Here is a 19642-nt window from a genome sequence, read left to right as displayed (position 1 = left end):
GAAAGCCACTTATTAACCAGATTGGTGGAAAGCAAAGCCAGTTAAGGAAAAATTCGGTTAAGAAAAGAAATATTATTCCTCAGGGGCTTCCACCGGCTGAGCTGGATAAATCGGAGGAGCCGGATACTCTGCGTTAAGCGCCCGATATAAGCCAACCATCACCGCGATCAAAACAAAACTAAAAGGCAAGCCCATAATAATCGTCGCGTCTTGCAACGCGGGAATACCATCAACTAACAGCATCGCCACAGTTAGTAAACCAGTAACTGCTGCCCACCAAATCTTCACTAAAGCGTGCGCATCAGCAGAGGTATCTGGCAGATTAGAAGAAAGATTAGCCATTACCAAAGCACCTGAATCAGCTGAAGTCACATAGAAAAGCAACCCCACAAAAGTTGCTAAACCAATCACTACTGGAGCTAACGGCACATTCCCCAAAAGCTGATAAAAACCCAGCTCCGGAGCTTCCAAAACTGCTTCAGCGAAACTATTATCACCTTCATTTACCCGCGAAATAGCTGAGTTACCGAAAATAGAAATCCACATCAGTACGTAGGCAAACGGAATGAACATAGTTCCAAAAATAAACTCCCGCAGGGAACGTCCCTTAGAAATACGCGCCAAAAATAAACCTACAAAAGATGCCCAAGCAATCCACCAAGCCCAAAAGAACAAGGTCCAACTACTCACCCATTCAGTGAGATTATCGTAGGCGAATGTATTTAACACTCTCCCGGGGAAAGAAGACAGAAAATCCCCGATATTTAACGTTATGCTGCGAATCAGCCAGTCAGTTTCACCAGTAATAAACACCCAGGCAGCTAAGAGCAGCGCCAACCAAATGTTAAGTTGTGACAGGAATCGAATCCCTTTTTCTACCCCGGTGGTGGCAGAAATAATCACCATGATGATTGCCAATAAAATCAGCGCAATCTGAGTAGGTAGACCAATCTCATTTCCAAAAAGTACCTGCAGCCCCACATTAAGCTGCACCACCCCAATCCCTAAAGTGGCTGCCACCCCAAAAACAGTTCCTAAAATTGCCGCAATATCAACTAAGTCACCAGCTAAACCGGCAGAGCGGTTTTTCAAAAGCGGAGCTAAAGCAGAACGCACCGCCAAAGGACGGTTCCGGTTATAAGCAAAATATGCCAAGGCGATTCCCATTAGCGCATACATTCCCCAACCGATAACCCCATAGTGGAAAAGTGTCCAAGTGATCGCTTCACGGGCGGCTTCACTGGTGCGCGCAATCCCCTGCGGGGGTTGCAAATAGTGGTAAAGCGGTTCAGCAACTGCGAAAAACATGATATCGGTACCGATTCCAGCAGCAAATAGCATTGATCCCCAAGCAAAAGTAGAGAACTCTGGTTTCGCATCAACTCCGCCTAAACGCACATTCCCAAACCGGGAAAATGCCAGCACCAGCACGAAAACAAAAATAGCGCCCGCTAAACCTATGTAGAAAGATCCCAGCCAGCGGCTGATCCAACTCACCGCATTTCCTAAGACCACGTGGACTTGCTTTGGGTAGAAGATGGCGATAGAAGCTATCAGAATAATACTGCTAGAAGCCCCCAGGAAAACTTTTAAATTAAGTGTTCTTGCGGTGGCGTGCAGATTCTTCACATCTGGTTTCTTCACTGGATTACCTTCAGCCGGCAACTATTTACTCAAGTTAGTTTACCCGTTATTAGATTAGTTTGAATTTCTTAACCACTTTCGGAGCCATTTCACGCCACTGATTTCCGCTCCGTTTCTCCCGTCCTCTTCAGGCACGCGGATGCGCTTGGCGCATAATCTGACTTAAACGGACTGCATCAACATGGGTGTAGCGCTGGGTGGTGGCCAGTGAAGCGTGGCCGAGCATATCTTGCACAGTGCGTAGATCCGCTCCGCCCTCGAGCATATGAGTGGCAGCGCAGTGACGTAAGCCGTGAGGAGTGAGGACTGGCACGCCCGCTTGCCGGCAGGCGCGTTCCAACCGGTCGCGAATCACCCGCTGGTCTACTCGCCCACCTTTTTCTCCTAGAAAAAGAGCCTGCCCGCTGCGTTCATTAGCCAGCTGCGCGCGCCCCCGCTGCAGCCATGCGCGCAGAGCCTCGTGGGCGGGCATCCCATAGGGCACCACTCGTTCTTTATTACCTTTTCCCAACACACGCAGGCTACGGGCAGAACCATCAACGCTGGTTAGATTCATTCCTACTAACTCGGCAACGCGGATTCCGCATGAGTACAGCAGTTCACAGGTCACCCAATCGCGGATTGCCACCGCTTCCCCATTTTGGGCAGTTTCGATTAGGTGGCTAAAAAGTTTATTGACCTGCTCAACTGAAAGTATTTGCGGCAGGTGGTTATCAACTTTCGCGGTGCGTAATTTTAAAGTTGGGTCAGTTTCGATGAGCCTATTTTTCAATAGCCATTTCCCGAACAGGCGCAGGCTGGCAGCGTAGCGAGCAACTGAGGCGCGCGCGTCACCTTTGCGGACTCGGGCTGAAAGAAATGCTCTTAAAGTAGCGGCATTAAACTCTGTGGGATCAAATGAGGAGCTCCCGAAAGTGAACTCCAAGGCCGCGTTAATATCATTTTCGTAGGCGCGGATAGTGTGGGCAGAAAACCCCCTGCCGTGCTCTAACCAGTTGGCAAATTCAGTTACGAGGGCGCTATTTGATGCGTGTAGTTCCATCTGCGCCTCCATTTTATTAGGGGAATTGTCTGTAGGTGAACTGCGTGGTTTAAGTTTACCAACCCAGTTCACCTACAGTTTTAACGTAAGTTATTTATGCGTGTTTTAGTTATTGAACGCAGCGTTTTATAAGGCTAACTGTTTTGCCTGGTGACGACGGTTTAGGAAAACTAGCCAAGCTGAGAGGACAGCGCCGATCAGAGCAACTACTGCCATGAGCACGAAGATTACTTTGAACCCGGTTGCCTGGTCAGCTGCGTATGCGTCAAGAATCATTCCGTTTAAAGTAGTTGCCCAGAGAATACAGGCAAATGCCATGAATGAGTTCACGGACATGGCTGAACCCATAATGTTGTTAGGTAGGTTGAGTTCTGCGACTGGGGCTTGTTGGATACCTTTTGCCATCATAATAAAGACTACGAAAGCTGAGATGATGCCCAGGGCCACATAGGTGTTGCCACCTTGTTTGGTTACTAAAGTTAGCAGTAGCAGGAATCCCGCGGAAATACTTAGGGTGACAGCTAGGGTTCTGGCGGAGGATTTAAAGACTTTATCGGCGATAATCCCGCCCATAAGCCCTCCGCCCAGGCCAAGAATAATCGCGTTTACAGTGGCGTATAGGGCGGCTACTTCAGAGTCCATGCCATAGACGCGCACGAAAAATGGAGTGGTGTAAACCAAGGTGGTGTAAACCCAGTAAACGGTCATGCCTGCAAAGCCAGCTAACCAAACGCGTGGAATTTTAAGGGTTTGGATTAGTCCTTCGAGGGCTTCTTTATTGCTAGTTTCAACTACTTCTGCATCTGCTGAAACGTTGCCGTCTTCCTGTGGGTCAGCGGGGACGTAGCGGTTGATGAGGAAAATCATGGGGATAGTTAGCAGTGCGTAAACCATCATCCCTGTTTTGAATACCAGCATGGAACCGTGGAAGATGGACATAATTCCGATCAGGATACCGTTTAGAGTGGCTTCCCCACCGGCGCGGAAGGCAGTGAGGGTTCCCAGGCCGAAGCCTTTGTTTTCTTTCGAGGAAAAGAGAACTACCCCTTTAACCACTGCTGGCCAGAAAATGGCATCTAGGATCCCCCAGGTGAAGGTGATTGCCAACATGATGGGGAAAGCTGGTTTTAAGCCGATCATGATGAGGGCGGTAACACAACGGTAGGCCAGCCCGGCCATCAAGATGGTGCGGGTGTTGAAGCGGTTATTTACCCAGCCTGCTGGAATGTAGAAGAATACGGCGATTCCCAGCATGGTAAATAGCAGGCCGAACTGGGTGTCAGTCAGGCCGTAGTATTCAACCAGACGTTGATAGAAAGGGATTTTGAATGATTCGAAGGCAGAGTAAATTATCTGTCCGGAAAAGACTACAGTTAGGAATGCGGCGACTTGTTCGCGGCTGTGGAAGCCATTACGCTTAAAAAAGCCCATGGAAACTCCTTTGTTACCGGTGTCTGTGCTGATTTGCTACACCATTTGATGTGAATACCGCCTTATAGTGTAACGCCTTTTGCGGAAATCAAAAAATATCTCTTCCCCAGCTGAACAAATGTGCAGTTTCAATTTTTTCGACAACAAAAAAGACCTTGCCGAAGCAAGGTCTTTTTACTGCGTACGCGAGAGGGGACTTGAACCCCTACACCCGAAGGTACTGGAACCTAAATCCAGCGCGTCTACCAATTCCGCCACTCACGCAGCTCCTGATAAACTCAGGTACTCATCAAGTGTAGCGGTTCTATTCCCAAAAGAAAAACTGAAAAAGGCTCTTAAACCCCATTTTTGCGTGTGGCGTCAATTACAGCGTGGGCCAGAACTCGATTCCCCCGGTAAAGCACTAAAGACTGTCCGGCAGCAATCCCGCGGACCATTTCCCCTAAAGTGACTTCTAAAGTAGCTTCACCTTGATGCACAGTAACTCCCACCACTGGAATCGGGCGCCCATGGGCGCGCATTTGCGCGTATAGGCAGTCATCGTCATCTGTGCCAATTTCTTTAGCCTCTGTGGTAACTACTTCCCCACTATCATCATTTGCCAGCCAAGTGAGTTCTTTCGCTTGCACGGTGTTAATAGAAAGTAGCGTTGCAGCTCCAACCACTACTTCATTAGTGGCAGGGCGCGTTTCTAACACGTAACGTGGTTTTCCGTCCTCGGCGGGGCGTTCAATCCCCAACCCTTTTCGCTGCCCCACGGTGTATTCGTAGTATCCGCGGTGGGTACCTAAAACGTTTCCTTCAGTATCGACGATATTTCCAGTATTTTCTCCCAGGCGGCTACGCAAGAACCCCTGCGTGTCCCCGTCCGGAATGAAGCAAATGTCGTAAGAATCTGGTTTGTCGGATACTCCCAGCCCCCGCCTTTGGGCTTCTTCACGCACTTCCGTTTTAGAAGTGACATCACCCAGTGGCAAAATCACGCGGGAAAGTTCTGCTTCTCCCATTACCGCTAAAACGTAGGATTGGTCTTTAAGCAGGTCGCGGGCTCGCAAAAGCTGCTTCCCATTTGGCCCATCTTCAACGCGGGCATAGTGTCCGGTACAAACTGCGTCAAACCCCAGGGCTTTGGCCCGCTCTGCCAGTTCACGGAATTTCACGAACTCGTTACAGCGGACACAGGGATTCGGGGTGCGCCCTTGCTGGTATTGAGCTACGAAATCGTCAATAACTGTTTCTTCAAACTCATCTGCCAAATCCCACACGTAGTAGGGAATTCCCAGAATTTCTGCGGCTCTGGCGGCGTCTACTGAGTCTTCTAAAGAACAGCAGCCGCGAGCTCCGACGCGGCAAGATTGCGGGCTTGAAGATAATGCCATATGCACTGCGGTTACGTCATGTCCGGCTTCTACAGCGCGGGCGGCGGCTACTGCCGAGTCGACTCCTCCGGAGAGGGCGGCTAATACTTTCATTAAATGCCTTTATTTGTTACTTATTTTTCTTCCGAGCGTCCAGTTTATCCAGTGCGGTGGCTTGCTTCAACGCCAAAGGTAAGGCTTTAAGGAATCTCTCAACATCATTAACTGTAGAGCTGGGTCCAAAAGAAAGTCTAAGCACCCCCAGCGCTTCAGTTTCACTGCGCCCCATTTCCATTAGCACTCGGCTGGGGCGGGTAACTCCCGCGTGGCAGGCTGATCCGGCTGAAGCCCACACGCCGGCTTGGTCTAAGCCAAGTAAGACCGCTTCCGGGTGGGCGGTGGGCAGACTCAGATGCGCGATAGTGGGGACAGTTTCACTTTGGATTGTTTTTGCCACATTAGTGGGGATTTCCCCTGTGGTTTTAAGTTTTTCAATCCCTGCCCACAGGTGGTTTTGGATAGTTTCGCAGCGTTTGCGCAGTTCTTCGCGTTCAGCGCAGGCGGCTTCTAAAGCAGCTGCGAAAGCGCAGGCACCGGCAACATCTACAGTTCCCGAGCGGTGTTTCATTTCTTGGTCGCCGCCGGGACGGTCAGTTTGGAGCGGAGTGCCGCGTTTAATCACTAATGCGCCGATTCCTACTGGGCCACCGATTTTATGGGCAGATAGGGTGATTAAATCCAGGTCAGTTCCGTGTAAATCTACTGGCAGCGTGTGCAGGGCTTGGCAGGCATCCGTATGGACGAGGGCGCTGCGGTTAGCTTTATTTTCTATTCCCACCTGCCGGGTGGCAGCAACTATTTCCCTAATCGGTTGTAGCGTACCGGTTTCTGAGCAGACTAAAGAAAAGGAAACTACCCCGGCGGCTGCGCTTATTGATGCGGGGTCGATTACTCCATTAGCGTCTACTTGCAGAGCTTGGAAAGTGCCCCCTTCACGTTCGATGCTAGTGGCTTGATTCCAAGACGAGGGGTGGTCGGTGGGGCAAACTTGCACAGTTTGGTAACCGAATTTTCGCATTCCACGATAGCCACCCACGATTGCTAAAGCGTTTGCTTCGGTAGCCCCAGAGGTGAAGATTACTTCCGCCCGGTCCGCCCCCAGGTGGTGGGCGATACTTTCGCGTGCGTCTTCTAAAAGTCGCTTTGCTCCGCGAGCGCCTTTATGTAAGGCGGCGGGGTTTCCGGGGTGTTCGCGCAGTTGGGAAACGGCTTTTAGCCACGCTTCTTCAGCTACAAGGCGAAGTGGCGTGGTGGCGGCGTGGTCTAAGTAAACTTCAGTCATTTTGCCTGTTTTTCAGCGGAAAAGCAGTCTGGGGTTAGCGGTTTTTGAGGATTTCCAGGGCTTGGGGGATGACTTCGTTAATGTCCCCTACTATTCCAAAATCGGTTAGTTCAAAGATGGGGGCGTCTGGGTCGTCACAGATTGCCACGATTTTTTGGGAGGCTTGGATTCCGCAGGTGTGGTGGATTGCGCCGGATACTCCCAGCCCAATGTAGATGCGCGGGGCGATTGTCACTCCGGTTTGTCCTACTTGGGCGGTGCGGTCAATCCAACCTTCGTCGCAGGCTACGCGGGTAGCGCCTACGCCGGCTCCGAGGGTGTCGGCGAGTTCTTCTACCAGGGTGAAGTCTCCGTCTGTGCCGCGTCCGCCGACTACCACGACGGGGGCTTCGGTGAGGGAGATTCGTCCGTCTCCGCCCTGTTCGGTTGAAGCGATTACTTTAACTGTTTTAGAAGCGGGTGAGAACTCTACGGGGATTGTGGTTACTGCGGGGCTGGTGGGGTTTTCAGCGGGGAGGGCTTCTACGGCGGAGGCGCGGAGGGAGATGATGGGGGTGCCGCGGGTAACTTTGAAAGTTGATGACCAGGTGCCAGCTAGGATGGTTTTTGATGCTTCAATGGATCCGTCTACTATTTGGCAGGCGGTTACGTCTACGGCTGCGCCGGAGCCGAGTTTGGCAGCTAAGATTCCGGCTACTTCCCGCCCTCGGTAATTGGAAACATTGAGGATAGCTGCGTAGGGGGCTGAGGAAGCAGTGAGAACTGCTAAAGCGCAGTCGGCTACGACGGATGCGACTCGGGGGGATAGTCCGGCAAACTCGGGTGAGTAAACTTGGGTGACTCCGTATTTTCCGAGGGCGGTTAGGTCTGGCGCGGGGTTGAGTGCCAGCGCGTGGATCTCTGCCGTGGTGAGGCTGCGCGCTAGGGTGAGTAGTTGCGCGGAGGGGCCGGTGAGTTTGAAACCTTCGGTTTCGGAACCAGTGTGGTCGGTGATTACTAGGATAGGAGCGTTTAACATTGGTTCCTCACTTCAGCAGGTCGGCTAGGTAGTTTGCCAACTGGACGCCGGCGTCTCCACTGTCTTGGATGATGGTGCCGGCAGTGCGTTCTGGTTCTTCGTCTGCAGAGATTAGTTGGGTGCCGGCGCTGTCTGCCCCCAGTTGCGCGGTTTCTGGATTGAGTTCGGTTAGGTCGTCTAAGGTCCAGCTGTCGAGTGGTTTTGAGCGCGCGGCTTTCATGGCTTTGAAGTTGGGGTAACGGGGGTCGTTTACCTGGTCGGTTACTGAGATAACCGCGGGGAGGGTGACCTGTAGTTCGTCGGTGAAACCGTCGGCACTGCGTTTAATGGTGGCGGTGGTTTCGGTGACTTGCAGTTCTGAGGCTAACCCAACGTATGGGAGGTTTAAGGTGGTGGCTAGGGTGGCGGGGAGCATTGAAGTCATCCCGTCTAAGCTGGCCATGCCGGTGATTACCAGATCTACCGGGGTTTCGGCGTGTAGTTGTTTAATGGCGGCGGCCAGTACGGTGGCGGTGGCGAGGGCGTCGGAGCCGCCTAACCGGTCGTCAGAGATGACGATTGCTCGGTCCGCGCCTTTTTGGAGGGCTAAGAGGGCGGAGTCTTCGGCGTCCTCGGGACCCATGGTGAGGGCGATTACTTCCCCACCAAGGTCTTCTATGGTTTGGACGGCGGCTTCAATCGCGTTTTCGTCCAGTTCGTTTAGGGTGTCATCTTCGCCGCGCACTAGGCGGCCGTCCTCGATCCGGCGTTGTGAGACTACGTCCGGTACATGTTTGAAACAAACTACAATCCTCATACCTATAACAGTAGCTAAAGATGAGGGGAAATGGGTCGTTGGTTTAAGTAGTGTTTGCCACCTCATAGGCAAAGTAAGTATTATTTTCAATGGACTATTCTCAAGACAATTGTCTTATAGTCGATAAAGACGCTATTTTCTTTTTAGTCTGCCCGGTACTTTTCGCTAACTATATTCCTTAATAAACCACTATGAACTCTTCATCTCTTGATAGCTCAGCTTCTCTTAACGGCGCACCAGTTGCAGGTGAGCCGGTCGTTTGGGAGCTTTCTTCTCAGACGCTTCCAGCGGCTCTTTCGGGGGCAACTTTCTTTGGGGCGCGCACTATCGCTAATGGGGTGGAGTTTTGCGTGGTGGCTCCTTATGCTTCTGCCGTTGAGCTGTGTGTTTTTTCTTCTGCTGATCCGGATGCGTCTGAGACACGCTATCAGATGAACTTACATGACGGGGGAACTTGGAGCGCGTTCTTAAAAGGTGCGGGTGTGGGAACTTGTTACGGCTATCGGGTGAGCGGACAGTGGGATCCGCAGCGGGGGATCATTTATAACCCGTTTAAACTTCTTTTGGACCCGTATGGGCGTGGTTTAGCTAATGTTCCTCAGCATCATCGGGCTTTGTATGCGCATGAGACTGATCCGCTAACTGAGGAACCTACTCAGTTCCCGCCGGTTATGTCCACTGTCGATTCAGCTCCTTATCAGGCGCGTTCAGTGGTGATTAACAATGAGTTTCCGGTGAAAGAGCCGATTCGTCGGGCTTGGAATGAAACGGTGATTTATGAACTGCACGTTAAGGGGTTTACGAAGAATCTTCCGGGTGTGCCCGAAGAGTTGCGGGGTACTTACGCGGGGTTAGCACATCCGGCTACGATAGCTCATTTTAAGAAATTGGGTGTGACTGCGGTTGAGCTTCTGCCGATTCACGCTAAGTGGGATGAACCGTTTTTAACAAAGAAGGGTTTATCTAACTACTGGGGTTATAACACGCTTTCCTATTTTGCTCCTGAAGCGTCTTATGCGACTAAGGCAGCCCAAGCGGCTGGTTCGCAGGCGATTATTGATGAGGTTAGGGGTATGGTTTCTATCCTGCATCAAAATGGGATCGAAGTGATTTTGGATGTGGTGTATAACCATACTGCCGAGGGCGGTTTGTATGGGCCTTCACTTTCTTGGCGTGGTTTTGGGCAGTTTATTTATTACCGGCACACTAAGTCTTATCCGGTGCAGATGATTAACGATACTGGCTGTGGTAATACTGTTAATTTTGATGAAGCGCGTGTAGTGCAGATGACGTTAGATTCCTTGCGGTATTGGAGTGAGGAAGTTGGGGTGGATGGGTTCCGTTTCGACTTGGCCACTACTTTAGCGCGTTTTGACACTGGGTTTACTTCTAAGCACCCTTTTTTAATGGCTGTGGCTGCTGATCCGGTGATTAAGTTACAAAAACTTATTGCGGAACCGTGGGATATTGGCCCTGGTGGCTGGCAGACTGGTAACTTCCCACTTCCTTGGTCTGAATGGAATGACCGTTACCGGGATACGCTACGTTCTTTTTGGCTGGCTGATTTTGCGAATTTAGAGCGCGGCTATCAGGCGCAGGGGCCTAATGATTTAGCGACTCGTATTTCAGGGTCAGTAGATTTCTTTGGGGAGACTCTGGGGCATTGGCGCCGGACGCGTTCTTCAGTGAACTTTGTGACTGCGCATGATGGTTTCACCATGGCGGATTTAACTTCTTATGACCATAAGGCTAATCACGCTAATCTTGAAAATAACCGCGATGGTTCTTCTGAGAATCGTTCTTGGAATCACGGGATGGAAGGCTATCCTTTGGATGGGCCGATTGATGAGAATGTGGATGAGGGGCTTATTGACGCGGTTCGGTTTGCGCGTTTTAGGTCTATGCGGAATTTATTTGCCACGATGATGATTTCGGCGGGGACGCCGATGTTGAATGCGGGTGATGAGTTTGCGCGCAGCCAGCAGGGAAATAATAACGCTTACTGTCAAGATTCTGAGATTTCTTGGGTGAATTGGGATTGGCAAAAGAAGCAGGTTCAGTTATTTGAGTCAGTGCGTTACTTGATTCATTTGCGTCGGATTCACCAGGTGATGCGCCCGGTTTATTTCTGTGATGGGCAGGTTGCTCCGGGGGATGTGCTTCCTGATTTAGCGTGGTTTAATGCGTGTGGGAAGACGATGACTACCGGGGATTGGAATAGTTCAGAAAATCGCGTGCTACAGATGGTTCGTTCTGGGCTTCCTCATGGTGACGCAGATTTGCTGGTGGTTTTCAACGCAACTTTGAATCCGCAAAATGTTGTTTTACCTGCGGGGAGGGGGAAGCATTGGCGTTTAGTTTTCGATTCGTCTTGGCAAACTCCTGTCCAGGGTGGGGTTTCCCCAGATTTCAATGATTTATCTGGGTGTGAGGTTGTCCCGCCTGCGGCGGCTACTCAGGTTGAACCCCAGTCGATGCAGATTTATTTCACGGTTGGATAGGTTTTGTCTGCTCAGGATTCTTCTCTGCCTGTTTTTGGAGTTGGTTCGGTTTTTGGAGTTGGCCCGGTTTTTGTGGCTGGTTCTTTTCTTCCCACTGGTTTAGCCACTGTTTTTTGGGGTTGCGGTTTTTTCGCGGGTGGTCAGTTCAGCACTTTGGGGTGGGTTTATGCCCTGCGTTTTTTGGCTTTACTACTGCTGTTAGTTGGGGTTTTCTTTTGGGCGGGCACGGTCTTTTGGGGGAAGATGGTGCAGCAGATTCGCGCTGGGGTTTTAATGACCAGCGGTTTTTACGCTTGGGTGCGTCACCCGCTTTATGCGGGGGTACTGTTAGTTAACTGTGGGATTTTACTGGGGTTAGCGAATTTTTGGGTTTGGTGGCTGCCGTTTTTATATTGGGGTTTCTTAACGGTTTTGTTAAAGCACACTGAGGAAAAGTGGTTACTTGCAAAGTTTGGGAGCACTTATGTTGAGTACACTCATCGGGTGAATCGTTGCTGGCCGTGGTTTCCTAAGCGGGATTGGCTGTACGCGTATAGTTGTGACGGTTAATCTTATTTTTCGCGGCGCATTTCGCGGACGAAGATCCAGATTAGCCAAAACCCGCTGGTGATGAAAGTTAAGAATGCGTCAAAAGCAAAATGCAATAACCCGTAACGCTTCGGTTTCCTCTGATTGCTCATCTTCACCGTGTCCTTTGCCTTCATCTGCTTTAAGGTCATATTACCAACTAAACCACTCGTAAAGTGTGGGTTAGGGGAGCTTTTTAAGTTATGTAACCCAGTGTTATTGGGTGCTTGCCTGATAAAGTTGACGGGATTATTCTTAGTTTGTTATCAGTTTTATTTTCTAAGCATTTAACATTGGATGTATTATGATCCCTGATAAGCAAGCTGATTCACCAGCGAAACCTGCAGATGTTGATTCTAAAACACATCGCAAGGATGTTTGGGAGAGATTTATTGGGTTTTTGATCGGCACACTTATTATCGCTCCATCACTTTGGTTTTTGGGAACACTCCAATACAATTTCATTTCTATGTTCCCTGTTGCTAAACCAATCGACACTCTTACGCTTATTAACAATAGAGATTTTTTCAGGTCTAATTATCTTAATTTAGAAACTTTCTTTACCTTAGCGGAATTGTTCCTTGTGTTTCTAGCTATTCTTGTGGGATTAGACTACCTAAAAAATCTAAGGGAAAAAAGCACAGAAACTCTTAAAAAGTTACAGCTAAATATTGCTGAAATATTTAGAGGCAAGACTTACCTTCCCAAAGAAATACCTGCGGGTTCTTCCCCTTCTGAGGAAGACTTAAAGCGACTACTAAAAGATATACAGAAACCGGAAATCAAAAATAAACTGAAAGACCTCGCTAAGCTTGGCGCGGGCATACATGACTATCTAGGAATTATTATACGCTCCAGCGTTTTATTTTTTGAAGTATATCTTCTTTTGACAGTCTTTCATATGTGGTTTTTTCCTGCCGCTGCACCAATCCATAGGGACTGGGTAGGGATCTTTATCGCTGTAATGTTATACATTGTTATCGCTCTCGTATTTTCACATTACTCGATAATAGAAAACTCAGAATATAAGAGCTTTACGACTTTAAAATCCCATCAAGTTTCTTTAAACGGCACATTAGGTTTAATAGAAAATCTAGATGCTATTTTTTCACCTTCTAAAACAGGTGATTTTTTGGAAAGACTAAAGAAGAAATCTCCTGTTCAATCCGCGTTTCTTTACAACCTCATTTTCAACATTCCGGTATTCGTATTAGTGGCAATACTAAATTTTCTACTCACTTGGTGTTTTCTAGATCCAGCTTTTAGAGGGCCTGTGTTCAAATTCTATTTGATGTTTGGCGTCTTCCGCTATGCACTAAGTTTAGTTCTCTTTACTGGATTAATAGATTCTTCTTTCAAAACGTTAGCGAAGATCCTATCTGGAAAGCATCTTCCCTGGTCGATTTTCAAAGCGTTTTTCCTACTATACCCTCTCTATTTGCCGGCTTACTTTTTCTTATTTTCAGAACTTGAAATGGATTGGATAGCATTTACCCTATTCACGTTATTACATTTTATTTTATTGCTCTGCGAATACTTACTTAGCTGGTGGCTTTCGAAAAAGCTTCTCCAAGATGAGGTGAAGAAAAAAGTACACAAGATACTCCAAGATTTGTGGGGTATGATCGAAAACTCCATTGCAGTGGCCCAAGAAGAAGAAGAAGAAGAGAAAGCCACAGCTTTTAAAAATAGGCGGAAACTCAAACCACATTTCGCCTCAATACCCCCTGGGCGCCCCTTCCAAAAACGCCCCTAACGAAGCCCCACATCAAACTTCAGGAATTAGTTTTCGCGCTACCAGGTTCATTACCGCCAGGTTTCCAAACATTACCAGCACCAGAACAAAACTAGCTGCCCCTAAACTAACTCCATCTGCCGGCTCCGCCAGCAGGTGAGGTGGCATGAACCACAGCAAAACAACTATTAAAGGCACTTGGAAAACCACCGAATATAAAGGCAAAAAATAACCCTTCACCCAGGAATACAACATTTGCGCGCAGTGCAAAAACAGGTGTATCAAATAGGCAACCACCATAGCCTTCAACCAAAGTTGCGGCGCTAACCCACCGATAAGAAAAACTAACAGCAGTTGTTCAAAAGCTATCAGCCCGAACTGCCGTTCACTCATCCGCATTCGCGCAACTCGCGCGGGAAGCCGCTGCTGATTAGCCCTCAGCCAAGGCACTAAAACCCGGTACTCATCGACCTCGTGCCAGATAAATAAACCCGCAAAAACTGCCAGCGCCCACACTAAACTCGCCCCCTTCTTAACCCAGCTCCCAACTGTCCGGGTTTAATCCCCCGCGTTAATCAGCTTCGCAATCTGCAGTTGCGCCGCCCGCCCTTCGGGAGTTGGAAAAACCGGGTAAGCGTGAATCATCCGCTCCCCCACAATCAGCTGATTGTCCACCCCACCGCGCGAAAGCAACCCGTGAAAATCGCGAATATCCGGGAAAAACACCTCATGGGTGCCCACAAAACTGGTTATCTTCGGGAACCCGCAGACACCTTCTACCGGCAGATTAACCGGACTAATCAGCGGGTCAGTTAAATCATGGTACTCCCCCACCCAACAGCGCCCGGCGCGAATCAGCGCAGCAATCGAAATCATCGGCTCCACCGCATCATAGTACGGGGTTTGGAAATGGTCCATCGCCGCATTAACAAAGGGGGAAAGTAAAATAGCTTGCCCGGGCATCGCCAACTGTTCTGTCCGCAGCGCCTGCAGTAAGGAAACAGCCAATCCCCCTCCCGCCGAGTCTCCCATCACCACCACATTTTGCGCGCCTCGTTCACTGACAAGCTGCTGGTAAAGCACTAAAATCTTCGGCAGTTCCGTAAATAGCGAGTTACGCGGCCCCAGCCCATAGGTGGGGAACACGATTTTACTGTTAGTTAATTTCCCAATCCGGTTAATCATCAAATAATGCAAACGTGAAGCGCGGTGTACATAACCCCCACCATGCAAATAGAGAATTACTTTCCCGGAGTTTTCTTCCAGCCAAGAAAATACCTGCATTCCCTCCACCTGGTATTCGCGGTGCTTACTAACTCGCAAAAGTCGCGCGGGGAAAGTATCCAGGTCGGGAGCCTGCGTGAAACTGTCACCGAATTTTTCGGGGTCTTCCGCACGCATCCGATCCTTATACCCAGAGGCGCGGAAGCTCTTTTCCAGCAGGAAACTGGTGGCGGACTGACCGTATTTGAGTTTCCCGTAGGTTCCGTAGGCGGATACTCCCAGGGCTACAGTTAGCAGGGTTTTCTTCATTTTTCCTCCCTTGGTGGGGTTGTCTTTTCAAGTTTAACGCGCTTTAACCTAAGTTTCGGGGTGGTTTTCGGTTATTCAACCCTATTTTCGGGAATTTTTCTTTCCCGAGGGCGCCTGAAAACCCCCAATTTTTTCTACTTGTTTTGGTTAGCCAAACCATCGTAAGGGTATGCTTTCCTTGCTAGAAAAGCCCGGAAATACGCTTTAAAGTGGAAGTATGGTAGTTACTCAGAGCGTATTTTTTCCCGCAGTTGAACCCCTGGTTGGGCCAACTGTAAAGCCCCCTGCTGGGGTGAACTCGCAACCGCTGGGGTGTGCCCGTAAAACGCCTTTAGATGAGGTGCAGACAAGGGTTCCCGCAGAAACTGGTTCTTCTATTTCTGCTCGCCTAAATTGGTTGCGTGCCGCAGTTTTAGGGGCCAATGATGGGATTGTCTCCATCTCAGGTTTAGTGGTGGGGGTAGCTGCCGTGGATCCGACTAATACAGCTGCGATTGCGTTAGCTGGGGCGGCGGGGATTGTGGCTGCTTCTCTATCAATGTCGGTGGGTGAATACGTGTCTGTGTCTACTCAGCTTGATACTGAACGGCAGTTGGTTAAATCGCAGACTCTGGCTTTAAATGCTGACCCTTTAAAAGAAGAAAGCCGGTTAGCACAGCTTTGGGAAGCTGAGGGATTAAGTCAGGCTACCGCAGTTCAGGTGGCTAAAGAACTATCGGCTAAAGATCCTGTGCGGGCGCATTTAACGGTTGCGCATGGGATTGACCCTGAGGATCTCACTTCCCCTTGGGCGGCAGCGTTTTCAAGTTTTGTGGCCTTTGTGATTGGGGCTTTACTCCCGTTCCTTACCATGCTGTTAATGCCCGCGACTGTGCGGATTCCAGCGACATTCGGAGCAGTTATTATGGCTTTAGCTTTAACTGGTTATATTTCTGCTTGGTTGGGTAAAGCTAATCGTCTGAAAGCAACTATTCGCTTAGTTGCCGGCGGAGCTTTCGCTATGGGGCTTACCTATTTGGTAGGTAATCTTTTCGGCGTGGCCGTTTAAGTTTACGTAGCTTAGGTGAGTTTAGTTTACCTGCTGTAACCGCTTTTGCCTGTGGGGCTAGTTTTCGTCTTTCTTTCGTAGCTCTTTCATTTCTTCGCGTATCTGCGTCATTGTTGTTTCTAAGGCAACTATCTCTTTTTGGAGGGAGCTAATCGTAGTTTGCAAAGTGTTGATTCCACTTTGGAGGGTTTCGATTTTTTCTGTAGTTTCTTCTTCAACGGCAATATTATCCGCTGCTGCCCGGTCTGTAATCCAAGAAGCTAAAGATGCGGTAATCACACCGATCAGGGTGATTCCTCCCAGCATCAGCCCCAGGGTGATGAAACGTCCAGTGGGGCTAACCGGAGTGTAATCTCCGTATCCTACGGTGGTGATGGTGACAAGTGACCACCAAAGCGCATCCGGGTAGGTGGTGATTGAAGCGTCCGGATAGTCGCGTTCTACATCTAAGATTGCGAGTGAGGATACGATTACGAATAAAAGTGTAGTCCCCACGGTATTAGAAATAATCCGGTTACGCAGGGCCTCGCCGGAAGTGCGTTGAAGCACTGAAATTAAGGTAACCAGTCTGAGTAGACGCAGGGGGCGTAAAAATGGGAGGGCTACAGAAGCTAAATCTAAAAGGTTTGAGCGTATCCAACCCCATTTATTTTCTGCTAATTTCAAGCGCACCAGGTAATCGACAACGAAAATAAACCAAACACTTACCAAAAGCCACTCAACATTTTCTAAAGCACTTCCGCGTAGTTTGTAAAGCACTTGGTACCCGTATAGAGCCAGCACGATCAGAGCGGCGATTGCTAAGGGCCATTGGGTAATTCTTTCCCATTTGGCTAGTTTTTCTCCGAAAGGATTGTTATTTTCCGCTTGTTTTTCCTCAGCCAACATGTTTTATTTCCTAGTTAGTATTTCGGTTTACTTTCGCTTCCCCGCCGCGGTTACTGCGGAGAAGCTATTACCGAGGGCGTTGCTTTTTTCATCAACATTCCTCTACCGGTTTTAGTTGTAAAGAAAGCTAATAGAATGAAAACGATCGTGAGGACGCCAGCTCCAGACATAACTGCCGCTACCCCGAAGTACTCTGAGATAGGTCCTAAAACAACCATCCCAAGGGGCATACCTAAGGTGAAGATGATGGATACCTGGCTCATGACTCGTCCCATGTACTGCGGGTCGGTTTGGGTTTGCAGTTCCGTTGTAGCGGGAGCGCTAAAGATAGGCACAAAGAAACCGATTACTAACATCAAAGTGATAATCACCCAAACGTTAGGGCTAAAAGCAATCGCGATTGAGGATACCCCAAAGAAAATGGTTGTGTAGAGGGTCATCCGCATTGCCGAGTATTTGGCTAACACGGTGGCGATAGTAATTCCGCCAGCTAACATGCCCAGGTTAAAGCTGAGTTCAATCAAAGATAGGTGCCACACACCCGCATCAAATCTTTGGGCTGCTAAGAGCGGAGTTAGAATACTGGGAGCAATAATTAAAAGCACCACCACCAGGTAAACTGTCATCAGCCAGCGGATTACCGGCTGTTTTGCAGTGTACTGTAGTCCCTCTAATAGTTCGGTTAGGAATCCTGATTGTTCTCTTACGGGTGGTTTTGCCTGCAGTGGAATCATGTAGAGTAAGGAAACTCCGATTATGGCTGTGATTACGTCTACGTAAAGGGTTTTTTCAATCCCACCCAGCCCATAGATTAAAGCTCCCATTGCCGGAGCAGCTAAACCCATGAGGCTTTGGAAAGTTCCATTTACCCCATTGATTCTTAGCAGTTCTGTTTCTGGCACGATAGTGGGAATCAAAGCGCTGACTGCGGGGGATTGGAATCCGGAACCGATGGAACGAACAGTTACCACCAGGTAGATAATCCATAGGTCTTTAACCCCGTTAGCCATTAGCAGAGCCAGGATTAAGGTCGCTACGGCGATGAGAATATCAGGAATGATGATGAGGAGTTTCCGATTTACGCGGTCTGCTAAAGTTCCCCCAAAGAGGGTGATTAAACCCTGCGGGAGGAAAGCAAAAATCGAGTATAAGGCTACTACTGAAACAGATTTTGTTTCTAACGTTAAGTACCACATGACTGCGAACTGAACTACGGAAGAGCCAAATAAGGAGATAGCTTGTCCGCTTAAAAATAGGGCGATATGGCGTTTCCACTGCGGATGATGCGTGGTTTTAGTTTCGTTTACAGTCATTTTTTCCTAGGTCGTTAGATAGTTCCAGATCAGTGGTTTAGCCAGTCAGGTTTTCTATTCTTCTACGGGTTTAGTTGCCACTTTATGCCAGGTGCGATGTTCACCGCGTAACGATGCTTTACCGGTAGCAGAGAATCCAAACGCGTAAACGATAAAACTAAATGACGCGACTCCAGCAGCTAGAATAATGTTCCCTACCCCGAAGTATTCCGAGAGTGGGCCGAAAACTACCATTCCCAGTGGCATTGAGAGAATGAAAACGATCGACACTTGACTCATTACCCGCCCCATGTAGATAGGGTCAATCCGCTCTTGTAATTCTGTGATGGACGGCCCGGCAAATAGGGGTACAAAGCAGCCTACCAGGAACATTACGGTGAAGCTAAACCAAACGTGGGGGCTAAAGGACATCACCATAGTTAGAATGCTTACGGCGGTAGCCCCTAAAAGAAGTAGTTTAATCCGCGAGCGCCGCGCCAGCACAGTAGCTACGGCCAGTCCACCGACGATAATCCCCACGTGTAGGAGGGTTTCGATGATGGTTAGTTCCCACACTCCAGCGTCGAATTTTTGGGCGATGAATAGGGGGACTAAGAAGCTGGGAGAAACTGCGAGGATGAACATTACTGAGTAGACAGTTAAGAGCCAGCGTCCGAAGCGATGTGTAGCGGTGTAGCGGATTCCGCCGATGAGTTCAGTGTAGAAGTCTGCTTGGTTGCGACGTTTAATGTGCTTTGGAATGGAAACGAAAAATAGCATTCCGATTCCGATTATCGCGGTGATTACGTCTACGTAAAGCATTTTTTCTACTCCGCCCAGACCGTAGATTACTCCCCCTGCGGCGGGGGCTACTACGCCAATTAGGCTTTGTAAAGAAGTGTGGATGCCATTTATGCGTAGCAGCTGCCCGGGGGGAACCAGGGCGGGAATAAGTGAGGTTACTGCGGGTTGTTGGATTCCCGCGGCGATTGAGCGAATAGTCACCACGGTGAAGATAATCCACAGGTCGGTGTATCCGTTTGCGATTAGCATTGCCAGGATTAAAGTGGCGATTGCGATTACTGCGTCGGGGATTACGATTAAGAGTTTTCGGTTTAGCCGGTCTGCCAGGGTTCCTCCAAAGAGGGTGATTAGTCCCTGGGGGCCAAACGCGAAGATAGCGTAAAGGGCAACGATAGTAGCTGACTTAGTTTCTAAGGTGAGGTACCACATGAGCGCGAATTGGACCAGCATAGAACCGAACATGGAGATGGATTGTCCGCTTAGAAATAAGCTGATGTTACGCTTCCAGTGTTCTCCTCCGGTTTGCTGGGAGGTGTCATTAGGGTACTTCTTTTCCATGTTGCTAGCTTAACGTGTTATTTGCCTGGTCTCTATGATATGTAGCTAATTTTGCTTGAGTTTGCTCAATCTCTCACTTCTTTTA

The 19642-nt window shown here is 49.1% G+C and carries 17 protein-coding genes and 1 tRNA gene; 4 read left to right on the top strand and 14 right to left on the bottom strand.

Going from position 1 to position 19642, the window contains the following annotated elements:
* Positions 1-72 precede the first annotated feature (72 nt).
* The 8 genes from NXS08_RS01320 to NXS08_RS01285 all read right to left on the bottom strand — a co-directional run bounded on the left by NXS08_RS01320 (position 73) and on the right by NXS08_RS01285 (position 8631).
* A complete protein-coding gene (locus tag NXS08_RS01320; protein WP_259136333.1) occupies positions 73-1644 on the bottom strand; it encodes a BCCT family transporter in 1572 nt (523 codons plus the stop codon).
* A 127-nt stretch (positions 1645-1771) separates the two neighbouring features.
* The gene (locus NXS08_RS01315) at positions 1772-2686 is read right to left on the bottom strand and encodes a tyrosine recombinase XerC (RefSeq protein ID WP_259136332.1); all 915 of its coding nucleotides are present in this window, start codon (positions 2684-2686) and stop codon (positions 1772-1774) included.
* A gap of 126 nt (positions 2687-2812) precedes the next feature.
* The gene (locus NXS08_RS01310; protein ID WP_259136331.1) at positions 2813-4117 is read right to left on the bottom strand and encodes an MFS transporter; all 1305 of its coding nucleotides are present in this window, start codon (positions 4115-4117) and stop codon (positions 2813-2815) included.
* Positions 4118-4299: 182 nt separating this feature from the next.
* A tRNA-Leu gene (locus NXS08_RS01305) sits at positions 4300-4381 on the bottom strand.
* Between the two features lie 71 nt (positions 4382-4452).
* The gene (gene mnmA / locus NXS08_RS01300) at positions 4453-5589 is read right to left on the bottom strand and encodes a tRNA 2-thiouridine(34) synthase MnmA (protein WP_259136330.1); all 1137 of its coding nucleotides are present in this window, start codon (positions 5587-5589) and stop codon (positions 4453-4455) included.
* Positions 5590-5605: 16 nt separating this feature from the next.
* A complete protein-coding gene (locus NXS08_RS01295; RefSeq protein ID WP_259136329.1) occupies positions 5606-6817 on the bottom strand; it encodes a cysteine desulfurase family protein in 1212 nt (403 codons plus the stop codon).
* Positions 6818-6851: 34 nt separating this feature from the next.
* Positions 6852-7835 (bottom strand): electron transfer flavoprotein subunit alpha/FixB family protein, encoded by a 984-nt coding sequence (locus tag NXS08_RS01290; protein WP_259136328.1) that lies wholly within the window; start codon positions 7833-7835, stop codon positions 6852-6854.
* 7 nt (positions 7836-7842) lie between these two features.
* Complete coding sequence (locus NXS08_RS01285; RefSeq protein ID WP_259136327.1) at positions 7843-8631, bottom strand: electron transfer flavoprotein subunit beta/FixA family protein; 789 nt, start codon at positions 8629-8631, stop codon at positions 7843-7845.
* 191 nt (positions 8632-8822) lie between these two features.
* Between NXS08_RS01285 and glgX the strand changes: the two genes are divergently transcribed.
* Both glgX and NXS08_RS01275 read left to right on the top strand, forming a co-directional pair.
* Positions 8823-11132, top strand: a complete 2310-nt coding sequence (gene glgX / locus NXS08_RS01280; protein WP_259136325.1) for a glycogen debranching protein GlgX — start codon at positions 8823-8825, stop codon at positions 11130-11132.
* Positions 11133-11135: 3 nt separating this feature from the next.
* A complete protein-coding gene (locus NXS08_RS01275; RefSeq protein WP_259136323.1) occupies positions 11136-11681 on the top strand; it encodes an isoprenylcysteine carboxylmethyltransferase family protein in 546 nt (181 codons plus the stop codon).
* 2 nt (positions 11682-11683) lie between these two features.
* Here NXS08_RS01275 and NXS08_RS01270 read toward each other — a convergent pair whose 3' ends face one another.
* The gene (locus NXS08_RS01270) at positions 11684-11851 is read right to left on the bottom strand and encodes a hypothetical protein (RefSeq protein WP_259136322.1); all 168 of its coding nucleotides are present in this window, start codon (positions 11849-11851) and stop codon (positions 11684-11686) included.
* 152 nt (positions 11852-12003) lie between these two features.
* Between NXS08_RS01270 and NXS08_RS01265 the strand changes: the two genes are divergently transcribed.
* Positions 12004-13455, top strand: coding sequence for a hypothetical protein (locus NXS08_RS01265; protein WP_259136320.1), 1452 nt, complete (start codon positions 12004-12006; stop codon positions 13453-13455).
* 12 nt (positions 13456-13467) lie between these two features.
* Here NXS08_RS01265 and NXS08_RS01260 read toward each other — a convergent pair whose 3' ends face one another.
* Positions 13468-13950 carry an HXXEE domain-containing protein gene (locus NXS08_RS01260; RefSeq protein WP_259136319.1) on the bottom strand — a complete coding sequence of 161 codons (483 nt, stop codon included), beginning with the start codon at positions 13948-13950 and terminating at the stop codon, positions 13468-13470.
* A gap of 42 nt (positions 13951-13992) precedes the next feature.
* Positions 13993-14967: an alpha/beta hydrolase fold domain-containing protein gene (locus NXS08_RS01255; RefSeq protein ID WP_259136317.1), complete on the bottom strand. Its 975-nt coding sequence runs from the start codon at positions 14965-14967 to the stop codon at positions 13993-13995.
* 217 nt (positions 14968-15184) lie between these two features.
* Between NXS08_RS01255 and NXS08_RS01250 the strand changes: the two genes are divergently transcribed.
* Positions 15185-16015, top strand: a complete 831-nt coding sequence (locus NXS08_RS01250) for a VIT family protein (RefSeq protein WP_259136316.1) — start codon at positions 15185-15187, stop codon at positions 16013-16015.
* A 57-nt stretch (positions 16016-16072) separates the two neighbouring features.
* Here NXS08_RS01250 and NXS08_RS01245 read toward each other — a convergent pair whose 3' ends face one another.
* The 3 genes from NXS08_RS01245 to NXS08_RS01235 are packed head-to-tail and all read right to left on the bottom strand — an operon-like array spanning position 16073 to position 19557.
* Positions 16073-16903 (bottom strand): ion channel, encoded by an 831-nt coding sequence (locus NXS08_RS01245; RefSeq protein WP_259136315.1) that lies wholly within the window; start codon positions 16901-16903, stop codon positions 16073-16075.
* A gap of 50 nt (positions 16904-16953) precedes the next feature.
* The gene (locus NXS08_RS01240) at positions 16954-18216 is read right to left on the bottom strand and encodes an MFS transporter (protein WP_259136314.1); all 1263 of its coding nucleotides are present in this window, start codon (positions 18214-18216) and stop codon (positions 16954-16956) included.
* 54 nt (positions 18217-18270) lie between these two features.
* A complete protein-coding gene (locus NXS08_RS01235) occupies positions 18271-19557 on the bottom strand; it encodes an MFS transporter (protein ID WP_259136313.1) in 1287 nt (428 codons plus the stop codon).
* Between the last annotated feature and the right edge of the window lie 85 nt (positions 19558-19642).

It is taken from the genome of Gleimia sp. 6138-11-ORH1 (assembly GCF_024814355.1).
Taxonomy (GTDB): Bacteria; Actinomycetota; Actinomycetes; order Actinomycetales; family Actinomycetaceae; genus Gleimia.
Note: the sequence above shows the minus strand (reverse complement) of the source record. Positions and strands in the feature narration are given on the sequence as shown.